Below are 14,916 nucleotides of genomic sequence, written 5' to 3'. Positions count from 1 at the left end.
GGCCGCCCGGTGCCGGGCCGTTCCGTCAAGTGCCGAACCGGCCTGTTCCGTACGACCGTCCGGTGGTCCGGTGAGCACTCCGCGTCAGCCAGCTGACGAACAGAACGCGCTCAAGAGTGATTCATGCCGCTCGACCGTGTGGCGTCGATCACCCGTCAAGGAAGCGTCAATCCCGGTGTTTTCCCTGATCGCAGGGCAACGCAAGGTTGCGGCGCGGCGTGCGGTGGTCTACGTCCACCTTGCGAGACGGTAACGGAGAGTGCAACCATCGCTGTATCTCCCAGCCCTCAAGGTAGGTCGTCCGTGTCTGCTCAGCACATAGCCAAAGCCCGAACCACAGCAGTCGTGCTCGCCGGAGGCACCGGCCAGCGCGTGGGTCTGTCGATCCCGAAGCAGCTGCTGAAGATCGCGGGCAAGGCGGTCATCGAGCACACGCTGTCGATCTTCGAACAGGCCGATTCCATCGACGACATCATCGTGCTGATGGCTCCCGGGTACGTGCCCGACGTGGAGAAGATCGTCGCCAAGGCCGGGCTCGGCAAGGTCGTCAAGGTGATCGAGGGCGGTTCCACCCGCAACGAGACCACCGAGCTGGCCATCGCGGCCCTCGGCGAGGGTCTGGCCGAGGGCGAGGACCGCAACGTCCTGTTCCACGACGCCGTGCGCCCGCTGCTCTCGCAACGGGTCATCAAGGACTGCGTCGACGCCCTGGAGCGCTACCAGGCGGTGGACGTCGCCATCCCGTCCGCGGACACGATCATCGTGACGCGTACCCACGGCGGCGACGGCGAGTTCATCACCGATGTGCCCGACCGTTCCCGGCTGCGTCGTGGCCAGACGCCGCAGGCGTTCAAGCTGTCCACGATCCGCAGGGCGTACGAGATCGCGGCGGGCGACCCGAACTTCCAGGCCACCGACGACTGTTCGGTGGTCCTGAAGTACCTCCCCGACGTGCCGATCTACGTGGTCGCGGGCGACGAGTACAACATGAAGGTCACCCAGCCGGTCGACGTCTTCATCGCGGACAAGCTCTTCCAGCTGGCGTCCACGGCCGTTCCGCAGCCGACGGACGACGCCGCCTACCGCGAGCTGCTGTCCGGCAAGACCCTGGTCGTCTTCGGCGGTTCGTACGGCATCGGCGCGGACATCGCGTCGCTCGCCGAGTCCTACGGCGCCACCGTCTACGCCCTGGGCCGCTCCACCACCGGCACGCACGTGGAGAACCCGGAGCACATCGACGACGCGCTCTCCAAGGCCTACGCCGACACCGGCCGCATCGACTACGTGGTCAACACCGCGGGCGTACTCCGCATCGGCAAGCTGGCCGAGACGGACAACACGACCATCCAGGAAGCGCTGAACGTCAACTACCTGGCACCGGTCCAGATCGCCCGCGCCTCCCACAAGTACCTCGCCGAGACCAAGGGCCAGCTGCTCCTCTACACCTCCAGCAGCTACACCCGGGGCCGCGCGGAGTACAGCCTCTACTCGTCCACCAAGGCCGCCATGGTCAACCTGACCCAGGCCCTCGCGGACGAGTGGGCGAACGAGGGCGTGCGGGTGAACTGCGTGAACCCCGAGCGCACCGCCACGCCGATGCGCACCAAGGCGTTCGGCGAGGAGCCCGCGGGTACCCTGCTCTCCTCCGAGGCGGTCGCGAGGACCTCCCTCGACGTCCTGCTTTCCGAGATGACCGGCCATGTCATCGACGTACGGCAGCAGGACCCGACCCGCGGTGCCTCGGAGGCATCGGGCTTCGAACAGGCGCTGGCCGCCGTCCTGGACCGACAGGCCGATGTGTAATACTGCTTGACAATCCACCATTCGGACCCCTGAAGTCGCCTGCGGCGAATTCCAGGGGTCCGAATTCGTGAAACTCCGGCTTCACAATTTCCTCGCAAGGCAACCAGTCGGCACCCTCGGGAGCGGTACTTCGTGATTTCGAAAGCCATGCGCTTGGCCAGGGTGGGCAGCGCTTCGGAGCTGGCCGCAGCTCTTCTCATGGCTCTGGGTTTCCCATGCATAATGCTCGCGGCCCTGCTCCCCGATCTCTGGCTCTTCGCCGGCGCCGCCGCGGTGACCTACCTGGCCGACCGGCACCTGCACCGGCGCGGCAGCTATCTCATCAACCGGCTGTCCGCCGTCCGCGCGGGGCTCTCGATCCGCTTCCTGGTCCGTCAGCTCCTGCTCATCCTGCTGCTCACCCGCATGGGGTACGGCGAGGCGACGCTGTTCTACACGACCGTCGCCTGCCTGCTGGCCTTCTACGCCCTCCAGGCACCGCAGAGCGCGATAGTGACGTTGATCAAGAACCGTCGCAGGCTCCCGGTCGTCACCCGCAACGTCGACCTGGAGCGGGTGCGGATCCCCGACGCCCCGCGGCCGCTGCTGATGAACCGGGCCGCGGAGAAGATGCTCCACCTGGACGTCTTCGCGATGGTGGGCGTCCTGGTCGCGGTGGAGACCGACGTGCACGTCATCGCCTACGCGGGCCTGGCCGTGACCCTGGTGCTCGCGGCCTGCTACCTGGCGGCGCTGGTCCCGTACCTCCGGCCGAAGCGGATCGTGGGGCCCGACGCCAAGGTGCTCGGCGCGGTGGACACCTGGCTGCGTGAGTACCAGCCGACCGTGGTGCTCTACTTCTCCGGTTCCAAGGACTCGGCCTACCAGGTCAACATGTGGCTGGAGACCATGGCACAGGTCGAGGGCCGCCCGCTGATCCTGCTGCGCGAGCGGGTCATCCTGCCCCAGCTGAACACGACGTCGGTGCCGGTGATCTGCGTGCCCGGCGGCGTGCACCTGATGAACCTGGACCTCTCGTCGGTGCGGGTCGCGCTGTACGCGGCCAACGTCGGCAAGAACATCCACCTGCTCCGGGTGCCGACGATGAAGCACGTCTTCATCGGCCACGGCGACAGCGACAAGATCGCCAGCGTCAACCCGTACAGCAAGGCGTACGACGAGGTGTGGACCGCGGGCCGGGCCGGGCGCGACCGCTACGCACTGGCGGACGTCGGGGTGCGCGACGAGGACATCGCCGAGGTGGGCCGCCCGCAGCTGGCCCCCATCCGGTCGTGGTCCGGCGCGCCGAAGAACCCGATCCCGACCGTGCTGTACGCCCCCACCTGGGAGGGCTGGGACGACAACCCGGGCAACACCTCGCTGCTGCTGGCCGGCGAGAACATCGTCCGGCGCCTGCTGAACGCCGAGAAGCCGGTCCGGCTGCTCTACAAGCCGCACCCCTTCACGGGCACCCGCAGCGCCAAGGCCAAGGCCGCGCACCAGCGGATCACCGCGATGATCGAGAAGGCCGCCGCCGAGCGGGCCACCGACCCCCGTTGGGCGGACGAGGCCGCGGCACTCCGGTCGGTGCAGGCCGAGGCACGGGCCGAACTGACCCGTATCGAGGCGCGCCTCGACGTGCTGACGAGCGGCGGACAGACCTTCGGGGACGAGGCCGAACTGTCCCGCGACTCGCTGGCCGACCCGGCGCGCGAGGCCGAGATCGCACGGCTCAGGGACGAGTGGAACGCGGCGTCCTGGCGCGCGCTCGGCTGGTGGGAGCACAAGGTCGTCACGGGCGCCCGGATGCGGCTGTACGACTGCTTCAACGAGTCGGACGCCATGGTCTCGGACATCTCCAGCGTGGTGTCGGACTTCATCGCCAGCGGGAAGCCGTACGCGGTCACCGACTCGGCGGCCTTGGGCGAGGACGAGTTCCGGCGGCAGAACACCGCGGTGCGTGCCGCGGTCATCCTGTCCAACGAGGCGACCGAGCTGGGCGCCCTGCTCGCGGCGGTGTCGGACCCTGCGGCGGACACCCTGGCCACCGACCGGCGCGAGCTGAAGGAATACCTCCTCGGTCCGGACGAGCCCACCTCGATCGTGCAGTTCAACAGGGCCGTCGAGGCGCTCGCGGCCAGGTCGGCGGCCCGGAACGCACGGGTGGCGAGGAACGTCGGCGAGCCCGTGAGTGGCTGAAATCGGCGTGTCTAAATAGCACACATCATCATGCCCGGCATAGCCCGAAAAGGGTTGTGCCGGGCTTTTGTGATGAGCGCCACTCTTTGGGGTGAGAGTGTGGGGCAACCAACGCGTGATGTCACCTGTCTTCTGTTGATGTGAACGACATGCCAATCCCTGACGTGACCGTGGTCGTCGGTGCCTATGAGGCCATGCCCTACCTCGTGCGCTGCCTCGAATCGGTGGAGGCGCAGACCATCGGCGCCCACCGGATCGAGATCGTGGCGGTCGACGACGGCTCGACCGACGGCACCGGCGAGTACCTGGAGGAGTTCGCGGCGCGGTCCGCGGTGCCGACCCGGGTGGTCAGACAGGCGAATTCCGGCGGTCCCAGCGGGCCGCGCAACGTGGGCCTCGGGATGGCCCGCGGCCGTTACGTCTTCTTCCTCGACGCCGACGACTATTTCGGCGAGGAGGCTCTGGAACGCATGGTCGCGATGGCCGACCGGGCGGGCAGCGATGTGGTGCTGGGCAAGGTCGTCGGTGTGAACAGAGGCGCGCCGAAGTCGATGTGGTCGGCCACCAGGGAACGTGTCGACGTCTACAACTCCAAGGTCATATACACGCTCAGTGCGCAGAAGCTTTTCCGGCGCGCATTGCTGGAGCGTCTCGGTCTGAGATTCGACGAGGGACTCAAGACGGGCGAGGACGCGCTTTTCACCATGGAGGCGTATCTGCGGGGCGCCGGGATTTCCGTCGTCTCCGATTACACCTGTTACTACCTCGTCGGCCGGGACGACGGAAAGCACGTCACCAAGAGTGGCACCTACGAATGGCGCTTCGATTCCATGCGCGCCATGATGCAGCTCATCCACCGCCTCGAACCCGCCGGGCCGAAGCGCGACTTCCTGATGGTCCGCCCCTTCACGGTCGGGATGCTGCAGCAGTTCGGCCCGGTCTTCCTCCGCGACTCGGAGGAGGTCCGGCGGCACAAACTGGAGCTCGCGGCCCCGCTCATGGACGCCTACTGGGACAGCGGGGTGGCGCACCTGATCAAGGTCGCCGAGCGGCTGCGGCTCGCCGCCGTGGCACGCGGCAGGTCCGACGTCCTGGTGGACATGCTGACCTTCGTGCGGGACAAGTCCGTGCCGGACGTGGTGCGTTCGCGCAAGGGAGACAAGCTCTTCCTGGCGTACCCGCACTTCCGGGACCGGTCGAGCGGGCTCCTCGACGCGGACTTCGAGGTCACCGTGCCGGACTGGCACGACGGCAAGCGCATCGAGCGGCCCGCGGCGGCGGCGCGCAGGGCGTCGCTGTCCCGGCGTCTCGCCCGACGCGTGCGGCGGGACGTACGGCGCTGGAAGTCGCGGATCGTCGCGCGCTGAGCGATGGCCGGTCCGGTCCGCACGTGCGTCCGACCCGAATCCGGCGATGCGTCCGGCCCGGTCCCGGACGGCCATTCCGACCTCGGGCATATGACAGTTCCAGCCCCGGACATATGACCGATCCGATTCCGGGCGCGTGTTCTGTATTTCGTTCATGAAGTTGACGGGTTTTGTTCATGAAGTTGACGCACCGGGAAACGCGCGGCGATTCTCAGTAAAGTCGCCCATCGGGTCGCGGCCGCGGCACGTCGGATTTCCCAACCGTGAGGACTGGTCACGTGAAGGCTCTCGTACTGTCCGGAGGGGCCGGCACACGCCTGCGTCCCATCACGCACACCTCGGCCAAACAACTGGTGCCGGTGGCGAACAAGCCCGTGCTGTTCTACGGCCTGGAAGCCATCGAGGAAGCGGGCATCACCGAGGTCGGCATCATCGTCGGCGAGACCGCGGACGAGATCCGTGAAGCGGTCGGCGACGGCTCCCGGCTCGGCATCGACGTCACGTACATCCCGCAGGAACAGCCGCTCGGCCTCGCCCACGCGGTGCGGATCGCCCGAGACTTCCTGGGGGACGACGACTTCGTCATGTACCTCGGCGACAACTTCATCGTCGGCGGGATCACCGGTCTGGTGGACGGGTTCCGAAAGGAGCGGCCCGACGCGCAGATCCTGCTGACCCGGGTGCCCGACCCGACCTCCTTCGGCGTCGCGGAGCTCGACGCGGAGGGCCGGGTGGTGGGCCTGGAGGAGAAGCCGAGGGAACCCAAGAGCGACCTGGCGCTCGTCGGCGTCTACCTGTTCACCTCCGCCATCCACGAGGCGGTCCGTTCGATCGAGCCCTCCTGGCGGGGCGAGCTGGAGATCACCCACGCCATCCAGTGGCTGATCGACGAGGAGCGCGACGTCCGCTCCACCACGATCCGCGGGTACTGGAAGGACACCGGCAACGTCACCGACATGCTGGAGGTCAACCGCACGGTCCTGGAGACCGTCGAGCCCGCCCAGGACGGGGCCGAGGTCGACGACGACACCGAGATCATCGGCCGGGTGCGGATCGAACCCGGCGCGAAGGTCAGCGGCAGCCGCATCGTCGGGCCGGTGATCATCGGCGCCCGGTCGGTGATCAGCGACGCGTACGTGGGCCCGTTCACCTCGATCTCGGAGGACGTCCGGATCGAGGACAGCGAGATCGAGTACTCCATCGTCCTGCGGGGCGCCTCCGTCGCGGGCGTCCGCCGCGTCGAGGCCTCGCTCATCGGCCGCGACGTCGAGGTGACCCCCGCGCCCCGTTCCCCGTCCGCCCACCGACTCGTGCTCGGCGACCACAGCAAGGTGCAGATCTCCTCATGACCACCCACATCCTGGTGACCGGCGGCGCCGGATTCATCGGCTCGCACTACGTCCGTACGGTGCTCGGCCCCGAGGGCCCCGGTGACGTCGCCGTCACCGTGCTCGACAAGCTCACCTACGCGGGCAATCCCGCCAATCTCGACGAGGTGCGCGACCACCCCGGCTTCCGGTTCGTGCGGGGCGACATCTGCGACGCCGAGCTGGTCGCCGGACTGATGGCCGAGCACGACCAAGTGGTGCACTTCGCCGCCGAGTCCCATGTGGACCGCTCCATCGACGGCGGCGCCGAGTTCGTCCGTACGAACGTCGTGGGCACCCACACCCTGATCCACGCCGCGCACCTGGCCGGCGTCAAGACCTTCGTGCACATCTCCACGGACGAGGTCTACGGCTCGATCGACGAGGGCTCCTGGCCCGAGACCGACCCGCTCGCGCCCAACTCGCCGTACTCCGCCGCCAAGGCGTCCAGCGATCTGATCGCGCTCTCGTACCACCGCACCCACGGCCTCGACGTGCGCGTGACCCGCTGCTCCAACAACTACGGGCACCACCACTTCCCCGAGAAGGTCATCCCGCTCTTCGTCACCAACCTGCTGGACGGCGGGACGGTCCCGCTCTACGGCGACGGCGGCAACGTCCGCGACTGGCTGCACATCGACGACCACGTCCAGGGCATCGAACTGGTCCGGACGAAGGGCCGGGCCGGTGAGATCTACAACATCGGCGGCGGCACGGAGCTGTCCAACAAGGAGCTGACCGCCCTGCTGCTGGAGGCGTGCGGCGCCGACTGGAGCAGCGTCACCTACGTCGAGGACCGCAAGGGCCACGACCGCCGGTACTCGGTCGACTGCACCAAGATCCGCGAGGAATTGGGCTACGAGCCCCGCAAGGACTTCCGCACCGGTCTCGCCGAGACCGTGCGGTGGTACCGCGACAACCGTGCCTGGTGGGAGCCGCTGAAGGAGAGGGCCGCCCTGTGAGTGCCGTCTGGCTGGTCACCGGAGCCGCCGGGATGCTGGGCCGGGACGTCCTGGCCCGGCTCGCCGACGAGGACGTCACCGCGGTCGCCGCGGACCGGAAGGCCGTCGACGTCGCCGACCCCGGATCGGTGCGGGCGGCCTTCGAGGAGCACCGCCCCGCCGTCGTGGTGAACTGCGCCGCCTGGACCGCCGTCGACGACGCCGAGACCATGGAAGCCTCCGCGCTGCTGGTCAACGGCACGGGGCCCGAGGTCCTCGCCGCGGCCTGCCGCGAGCACGGCGCCGTCCTCCTCCAGGTCTCCACGGACTACGTCTTCGCCGGTGACGCCGAGAAGCCGTACGCCGAGGACGACCCCACCGGGCCGCGCAGCGCCTACGGCCGTACGAAGCTGGCCGGTGAGCGGGCCGTGCTCGGCACCCTGCCGGACACCGGCTACGTGGTCCGCACCGCCTGGCTGTACGGCGCGGGCAGCGGCAACTTCGTCCGGACCATGATCAGGCTGGAGGGGGTGAAGGACACCCTCGACGTGGTGGACGACCAGCGCGGACAGCCCACCTGGACCGTCGATCTGGCCGACCGGCTGGTCCGGCTCGGGCAGGCGGCTCTTGCGGGCACCGCCCCCGCGGGTGTCTACCACGGCACCGGCGGCGGCGAGACCACGTGGTTCGGCCTCACCCGCGAGATCTTCCGGCTGCTCGGCGCCGATCCGGAGCGCGTCCGTCCCACGACCAGTGCCGCCTTCGCGCGGCCGGCCCCGCGGCCCGCGTACGGCGTGCTGGGGCACGACCGCTGGTCGGTGGCCGGAATCGAACCGATCAGGGACTGGCGGGAGGCCCTGGAGGCGGCCTTTCCAGCACTCGTCGCGGCGGAGCGGCCGTGAGGAGCCCCGGACGGACTTCGCGCGAGCGTTCAGGTGAGTTTCGGATGCGTGTTCCGATGGTCTGATTCCGGCCGAATTTCAAATATGTGAAAACGAGGGTTTGAAACGGAGAAACGCTTACGTCGCAGTATGTTCATACGGTAACTTCGCCGGGACCGGACCCATTGGTGCCTCCGAAGGGCTGCTCCCACGTGAACCGCCATGACTTTCTGCGTCATTTGCACCGCATCTACCGTCCCCGGAACTATCTGGAAATCGGGGTCAACGACGGCAGGAGTCTGGCTCTTTCACGAGTGCCCTCCGTCGCCGTCGACCCCGCTTTCCGGGTGATCACGGACATCAGCTGCGATGTTCACCTGGTCAAGGCGACGAGCGACAAGTTCTTCGCCCGCAAGGACCCGCTCCTGCACCTGCGCAACGGCCGCAATCCGTTCCGCGCCCTCGCCCGCCGCGACCCGCTCAATCTGTTCGGCGGGGACCCGAAGTTGGAACTCTCCTTCATCGACGGCATGCACCTCTTCGAGTACGCCCTGCGCGACTTCATGAACGTCGAGAAGCACTCCCGCTGGTCGAGCGTGATCGTGCTGGACGACATGTTGCCGCGCGACGTCGACGAGGCGGCCCGCGACCGTCACACCAAGTTCTGGACCGGTGACGTCTACAAGGTGGTGCAGGTGCTCCGCCGCTTCCGCCCCGACCTGGTCGTCGTCGAGGTGGACACGGCCCCGACCGGCGTGGTCGTCGTGTTCGGTGCCGACCCGGAGAACCGGATCCTGAAGAACGAGTACGACCGGATCATCGAGGAGTACGTCGTACCCGATCCGCAGGAGGTGCCCGAGGAGGTGCTGGTGCGGAAGAACGCCGTCCAGCCCGAGGCGCTGCTGCGCGCAGACTTCTGGCCCGCTCTGGTGCGTGCCCGCAACCTGCGCCGTCCGCGCTCGGCGTTCGCGCCCCTGCGCCGGAGCATCGAGTCCGTGACCGCCACGCGGCGGTGACCGGAGCGCGGCATTGCCGGCGTGCGGCCGTGACCGCCGCTGCGCCGTTCCCGCGGCCGGTCCGCGACGGATCGCGGCCGTGACGGGCCCGCCCCCGCCAGGACAGTGGAGGGGGACGGGCCGAGCGAAAGCCCCGTGATACAGGCGGATCACGGGGCTTTCGCCGTTCCCGCCCGGTTCAGCCCCGGGCGCGCAGCTCCGCGTAGTACGCCTCGCACGCCGCGTACGACGGCAGCAGCCCCTGCTTCTCGGCCTCGGCCAGTGAGGGGGCCGCGGCGTCCTTGTCGGACAGCAGGGGCGTGATGCTCTCAGGCCACTCGATGCCCAGCTCCGGATCGAGCGGGTCGATGCCGTGCTCGCGGGTGGGCGCGTAGCCCTCGGAGCACAGGTACACCACCGACGTGTCGTCCGTCAGGGCCATGAAGGCGTGACCGAGCCCCTCGGAGATGTAGACGGCGTGATGGTCCACGTCGTCGAGCCGGACGGCCTCCCACCGCTTGTACGTGGGGGAGCCGACCCGGATGTCCACGACGACGTCCAGCACCGCGCCGCGCACGCACTTGACGTACTTCGCCTGGCTCGGCGGCACGTCGGCGAAGTGGACACCGCGCAGTGTTCCGCGGCCGGAGACGGAGAAGTTGGCCTGCGCGAGGCTCAGCGTGTGCCCGACGGCCTCGCCGAGGTCGGAGGCCCTGAACCACTCGTGGAAGCTGCCGCGGCTGTCCGGGAAGACCTTGGGTTCGTGCACCCAGGCCCCTGCGATGGAGAGCTGCCGCATGCGATCACGTCCTCGTTCCGTGTGTTCTGGTGCTTCTGGTGCTTCTGGTGCTTCTGGTGGTGCGGTGGTGATGCGGTCTCGCCCGGGGCCGACCGGTGGGTGTCGACCGGCCCGCGGGGATCGGCCGACGGCGCCCATCGGCGTGCGGGGCGGCCGAGGGGTCAGCCGGCGAGGAGCCGCTCGGCGAGGCGGCGCGCCCGCTTCCGGCCCTGCGGAGGGAGCCTGCGCACGACGGGGCCGCCGATGGTGCGCAGCGCCCGTCGCAGTGTCGCCTTCCGGCGCTGCGCGGTGACGCCCGCCATGACGGAGGCCGGGGCCTCGGCCAGTTCCGGGGCCGGCTGGATCCGCCCGCCCGTTCCGATCGTGACGGAGCACAGGGGAAGCGCGGGGTTCTTCTCCCCGTCCAGCCGGACGGAGAGGTTCCAGTCGCCCGCCGCGAGGCCGGGCGCGCGGTCCGGGAGGACGAGGTGGGCCCGGCCCTTCGTCGGGTGCAGCGTGGTGCGCAGCGTGTGTGCGTCCGTGCCGTTCCCGTCGGCCGGGGTCAGGACCAGACGGGCCTCGGACGTGGCGGTGGTGTCGGTGGTGAAGAGGTCCAGCCGGAGTTCGGTCCGGCGGCCCGGGACCCGCAGCACCGGACGCCCGTCCAGATAGGCGGCGAGCTTCTTGCCGCGGCGGCTCACGTCGAGTGTGAGATTGCCGTGCGGGTCGGTGAAGTACGGGATGACGGCGCGCGCCGGTGAACCGAGCGACGCGGGCAGGCAGGCGGCGTCCACCTCCGGCGCGCGGTCGGCGCCGAGCCGTGCCTTGCGGACCAGACCGAGGCCGCGCAGCGGTACCCAGATGTCCCAGAAGCCGCGGGAGACCCGGCCGCGGCCCTTGACGGCCTCCGAGCTGACCTGGCCACCGCCGCGCAGCACGACCTCGCAGACGCCGTCGCCGAGATCGTCGATCTCGGTGGTGAACGAGGAGGGGCAGGGCCATTCGACGGCCGTCTCGCGGTTGCGCAGCGAAAGTTCGGCGGAGAAGCCGTCGATGTCGTCGGTGACGTCCAGCAGTTCGTCGTGCGGGAGCAGACCGCCACCGGTGTCCGGATGCAGGAAGTAGCGGCCGTCGCGGCGCAGCAGCCTCACCGGCTCCTGGTCGTCGCCGTGGACCAGCCGGGCGGTCACGGTGACGGCGACGCGGCCGTCCGGCTGCCAGGCGAACTCCTCCAGCCGGGCCGCCGCCTTGACGCCGCCGGCGAACCGGGCGATCCGGAGCAGACCCTCCCGGTCGTCCTTGCGCAGGAGCGTCGACCGCACCCGCAGCAGCGGGCCGAGGCCGTCGTGCACGCCGTCGCCCATGAAGTCGAGGGCCAGCGGCCTGATCGCGTCGACCATCTCGTGGAGGAATTCGGGGTGGTACTTGACGATCGAGGGCTCGCTCAGTCGGCCCAGCATCTCGACCCGGTAGAAGCGGCGCAGCAGCAGATCCCGGAAGGGGCCGGGCTCGGTGTTGGCCACGACGACGTCCAGGACCTCACGGAGATTCCCGTAGTACTGGGACGGGACGATCTTGGCGGATCCCGCGTTCTTGCCGTCGTCGCGCCGAGAGTAGTAGTAGCAGGTGTAGCTCCCGAGGATCGAGACGGCCTTCGCGGGGAAGTACGCCTGCATCATGTAGAGCTGGTCCTCCAGCCGGCGCTTGCCCTCGGGATAGGCGATGCCGTTCTCGCGGAGGAACGCCGTACGGAACATCTTGTGCGGCGTGAGGCTGTCGTACAGGGGCGCGTCGTGGAGCGAGCACTTCTCGCGGTCCTTCTTGAACACGCCGTGCGGCACACCGCGGAAGTTGCTGGCCACCTTGCCGATGACGATGTCCGAGCCGTTGCGGTGCCCCATCTCGTACAGACGGCGCAGGGCGTCCGAGGCGAGGTGGTCGTCCTGGTCGACGAACTGGACGTACTCGCCCTTCGCCTCGTCCACGCCGATGTTGCGGGGCTTTCCCGGCCAGCCGGAATTGGGGATGGTGATCAGCCGGAAATGGGGGTGCTCCGCCGCCAGTTTCTCCAGCCGCGCAGCGGTGTCGTCCGTCGACCCGTCGTTCACGAACAGAACTTCGAACTCTTCCGGGGGCAATGACTGCCGCAGGAGCGAGTCGATGCAGGGGTCGATGTACTTGCCCGGGTTGTACACCGGAATGACGACACTAACTTTGACTGGCATCGCTGCTGTCCCATGTCTGGTAGGTCTCTGGAGATGGCGGCGGATGCGGGGCCGACACTGCCACTGCCGAAGCGAACGGGGGAGGGCCGCCGCATTGCACCCTATCGGCTCTTAGATGAACGAAGTGACCCGATGGTTGCGCGGAGTTCGGCGTGCGCCGGCATTCTTCCGTGCCCCTCGGCGCGGACGCACACCGCCGGGAAGACGGCCGTTTCGAATGCGTTTCCGCAGTTCCGCGCAGGCATCGGACAAAGCGCACAGGCGTGCGGGCAAGGGTGTACGCGTACGGGGGAAAGGGCTCATGAGGTCGGAGGCAATGACGTAAGGGCGCGGGGCGGGGCGACAGGGCTACGACATCCACAGGGGGTGGGGCGGCCTGTTCCGGGATGGCCGTACCGCATACGTACCAACACATGTACGAATGACGTATGTGCGAATGCGCTGGGACCGTCCGGGAACGGGAGAACCGGGGCCCGTGCGTCCACGGGGCGAAACGCGTGGGCGCCCGTTCCCCTCTTTCGCGTAGATTGCGGGGGCTGGGCGAGGCCGAATCATTGGGGATGGACGTGTCAGGGGCAAGGCAGGGCGTCACAGAGGCCCGCAGGATCGTGGTCAAGGTCGGTTCCTCCTCGCTCACCACGGCGGCGGGCGGCCTCGACGCCGACCGGGTCGACGCGCTCGTCGACGTGCTCGCCAAGGTGCGCAGCGGCGGGGAGCGCGAGATCGTGCTCGTCTCCAGCGGCGCCATCGCCGCCGGGCTCGCCCCGCTCGGCCTGCACCGGCGGCCCAAGGACCTGGCCAGGCAGCAGGCCGCGGCCAGCGTCGGGCAGGGGCTGCTCGTAGCCCGCTACACCGCCTCCTTCGCGCGGTACGGCGTACGCGTCGGGCAGGTGCTGCTGACCAGCAACGACACCAGCCGCCGCGCCCACTACCGCAACGCCTGCCGCACCCTCGACCAACTCCTGGACATGGGCGCGTTCCCGATCGTCAACGAGAACGACACCGTGGCCACGGACGAGATCCGGTTCGGCGACAACGACCGGCTCGCGGCCCTCGTCGCCCACCTGGTCCGCGCCGACCTGCTGGTCCTCCTCTCTGACGTGGACGGTCTCTACGACGGCGATCCGAGCGTCCCGGGCGCCTCGCGGGTCGCCGAGGTGGCCGGTCCCGAGGATCTGGCGGGGGTCGTCATCGGCAGCGCGGGGAAGGCGGGCGTCGGCACCGGAGGCATGGTCACCAAGGTCGAGGCCGCCCGGATCGCCACCGCCGCCGGAGTCCCCGTCGTCCTCACCTCGGCGAGCCGGGCCGCCGACGCCCTGGCCGGACGCGACACCGGCACGTACTTCCATCGCACCGGGCGGCGGTCCGCCGACCGGCACCTCTGGCTCGCCCACGCCTCCACCCCGCAGGGCTCGCTGACCCTCGACGACGGGGCAGTCCGCGCGCTCGTCGAGCGGCACGGCTCGCTGCTGCCCGCCGGGATCGTGGCGGTCGAGGGCGAGTTCACCGCCGGTGATCCGGTGGAACTGCGCGATGCCGAAGGGCGTCCCGTGGCCCGCGGGCTCGTCAACTTCGACGCGAAGGAGATCCCGCAACTGCTCGGCCGCTCCACCCGCGACCTGGCACGGGAACTCGGTCCGGCGTACGAGCGCGAGATCGTACACAGGGACGATCTTGTCGTTCTGCACCGCTGACAGACCCCCTGAAACGGTTGAAAGTCCCGTCCCAGGACGGAGACCTTCATGAAAACCACCCCATCCCGGGCCGCGGGCTGGTCAACTTTGTAACGGGGACACAGCGGGGTACCGCACAGTAAACGCATACACAGGAGGCCGCCGGTGAGACGAGCGCGCCCGGGGGCGCCGCCCCGAGGAACGGGTGGCCGGGCCCTGACCAGTGTCGGAGCAGGTGCCGACTTCGACGGGAGCCGGTCCGCGGACCGTACGGACGACCGGACCACCGGGTTCGGGCCCGCAGCGGTGCAACCGGGGCCGACGGGCGAGGGGCGTGCCCCGGAGCGCACCCCGTCGAGGCTCTGGCACATCACGTTGAGCGTCTCGGGTGTCGAGATCCCGCTCAGGGAGGTCAGGCGCGGCCTCGAACAGCTCGCGCACGACCACCCCTTCCTGCTGACCAGCCGGTATGCCAACGACCACGCGGAGATCCGCTACTGGGAGGAGGCCCGCGACCTGCACGACGCCGCGGCGGTCGCGCTGCGGCTCTGGGGAGAGCACCGCTCCACCGCCGGGCTCCCGCCCTGGGAGATCGTCGGTCTGGAGGTCATCGACCGCGAGACGTACCACCAGCGCGTCGCCGAGGGATACGGGCCGCCCCCGGCGGCCCCGGTCGGCGTGCATCCTTTCTGAGTACCCGTAGCACCG

Annotated in this window: 11 protein-coding genes; 9 read left to right on the top strand and 2 right to left on the bottom strand. The window is 69.2% G+C overall.

Going from position 1 to position 14,916, the window contains the following annotated elements:
- Positions 1 to 303: 303 nt before the first annotated feature.
- From AMK22_RS08300 to AMK22_RS08270, 7 genes are all read left to right on the top strand, one after another.
- Positions 304 to 1,803 carry a bifunctional cytidylyltransferase/SDR family oxidoreductase gene (locus AMK22_RS08300; RefSeq protein ID WP_199883163.1) on the top strand — a complete coding sequence of 500 codons (1,500 nt, stop codon included), beginning with the start codon at positions 304 to 306 and terminating at the stop codon, positions 1,801 to 1,803.
- Positions 1,804 to 1,950: 147 nt separating this feature from the next.
- Positions 1,951 to 3,981, top strand: coding sequence for a hypothetical protein (locus AMK22_RS08295; RefSeq protein WP_242433905.1), 2,031 nt, complete (start codon positions 1,951 to 1,953; stop codon positions 3,979 to 3,981).
- 149 nt (positions 3,982 to 4,130) lie between these two features.
- Positions 4,131 to 5,348: a glycosyltransferase family 2 protein gene (locus AMK22_RS08290; RefSeq protein ID WP_073782948.1), complete on the top strand. Its 1,218-nt coding sequence runs from the start codon at positions 4,131 to 4,133 to the stop codon at positions 5,346 to 5,348.
- A gap of 278 nt (positions 5,349 to 5,626) precedes the next feature.
- The gene (locus AMK22_RS08285; protein WP_073782946.1) at positions 5,627 to 6,697 is read left to right on the top strand and encodes a glucose-1-phosphate thymidylyltransferase; all 1,071 of its coding nucleotides are present in this window, start codon (positions 5,627 to 5,629) and stop codon (positions 6,695 to 6,697) included.
- The gene (gene rfbB / locus AMK22_RS08280) at positions 6,694 to 7,677 is read left to right on the top strand and encodes a dTDP-glucose 4,6-dehydratase (RefSeq protein ID WP_073782944.1); all 984 of its coding nucleotides are present in this window, start codon (positions 6,694 to 6,696) and stop codon (positions 7,675 to 7,677) included. The genes AMK22_RS08285 and rfbB overlap by 4 nt, the downstream gene beginning before the upstream one ends.
- Positions 7,678 to 7,709: 32 nt before the next feature.
- Positions 7,710 to 8,558 carry a dTDP-4-dehydrorhamnose reductase gene (gene rfbD / locus AMK22_RS08275; protein WP_384415109.1) on the top strand — a complete coding sequence of 283 codons (849 nt, stop codon included), beginning with the start codon at positions 7,710 to 7,712 and terminating at the stop codon, positions 8,556 to 8,558.
- Between the two features lie 191 nt (positions 8,559 to 8,749).
- Positions 8,750 to 9,553, top strand: a complete 804-nt coding sequence (locus tag AMK22_RS08270) for a methyltransferase type 11 (RefSeq protein WP_073783530.1) — start codon at positions 8,750 to 8,752, stop codon at positions 9,551 to 9,553.
- 178 nt (positions 9,554 to 9,731) lie between these two features.
- Here AMK22_RS08270 and rfbC read toward each other — a convergent pair whose 3' ends face one another.
- Positions 9,732 to 10,331 carry a dTDP-4-dehydrorhamnose 3,5-epimerase gene (rfbC, locus tag AMK22_RS08265; RefSeq protein WP_073782940.1) on the bottom strand — a complete coding sequence of 200 codons (600 nt, stop codon included), beginning with the start codon at positions 10,329 to 10,331 and terminating at the stop codon, positions 9,732 to 9,734.
- 161 nt (positions 10,332 to 10,492) lie between these two features.
- Complete coding sequence (locus AMK22_RS08260) at positions 10,493 to 12,535, bottom strand: glycosyltransferase family A protein (protein WP_073782938.1); 2,043 nt, start codon at positions 12,533 to 12,535, stop codon at positions 10,493 to 10,495.
- A 608-nt stretch (positions 12,536 to 13,143) separates the two neighbouring features.
- Between AMK22_RS08260 and proB the strand changes: the two genes are divergently transcribed.
- A complete protein-coding gene (proB, locus tag AMK22_RS08255; protein WP_242433904.1) occupies positions 13,144 to 14,229 on the top strand; it encodes a glutamate 5-kinase in 1,086 nt (361 codons plus the stop codon).
- Between the two features lie 144 nt (positions 14,230 to 14,373).
- Positions 14,374 to 14,901, top strand: coding sequence for a hypothetical protein (locus AMK22_RS08250; protein ID WP_073782934.1), 528 nt, complete (start codon positions 14,374 to 14,376; stop codon positions 14,899 to 14,901).
- Positions 14,902 to 14,916: the final 15 nt, after the last annotated feature.

The sequence above is a fragment of the Streptomyces sp. CB01580 genome (assembly GCF_001905795.1).
Classification (GTDB): domain Bacteria; phylum Actinomycetota; class Actinomycetes; order Streptomycetales; family Streptomycetaceae; genus Streptomyces.
The sequence above is the reverse complement of the archived record's forward strand: the minus strand, read 5'-3'. Positions and strand labels throughout refer to the sequence as shown.

Coding starts and splice junctions, on each gene's coding strand:
- AMK22_RS08260 (WP_073782938.1), bottom strand. CDS start 12,535: ATGCCAGTCAAAGTTAGTGTCGTCATTCCGGTGTACAACCCGGGCAAG.
- rfbB (WP_073782944.1), top strand. CDS start 6,694: ATGACCACCCACATCCTGGTGACCGGCGGCGCCGGATTCATCGGCTCG.
- rfbD (WP_384415109.1), top strand. CDS start 7,710: ATGCTGGGCCGGGACGTCCTGGCCCGGCTCGCCGACGAGGACGTCACC.
- rfbC (WP_073782940.1), bottom strand. CDS start 10,331: ATGCGGCAGCTCTCCATCGCAGGGGCCTGGGTGCACGAACCCAAGGTC.
- AMK22_RS08290 (WP_073782948.1), top strand. CDS start 4,131: ATGCCAATCCCTGACGTGACCGTGGTCGTCGGTGCCTATGAGGCCATG.
- AMK22_RS08295 (WP_242433905.1), top strand. CDS start 1,951: ATGCGCTTGGCCAGGGTGGGCAGCGCTTCGGAGCTGGCCGCAGCTCTT.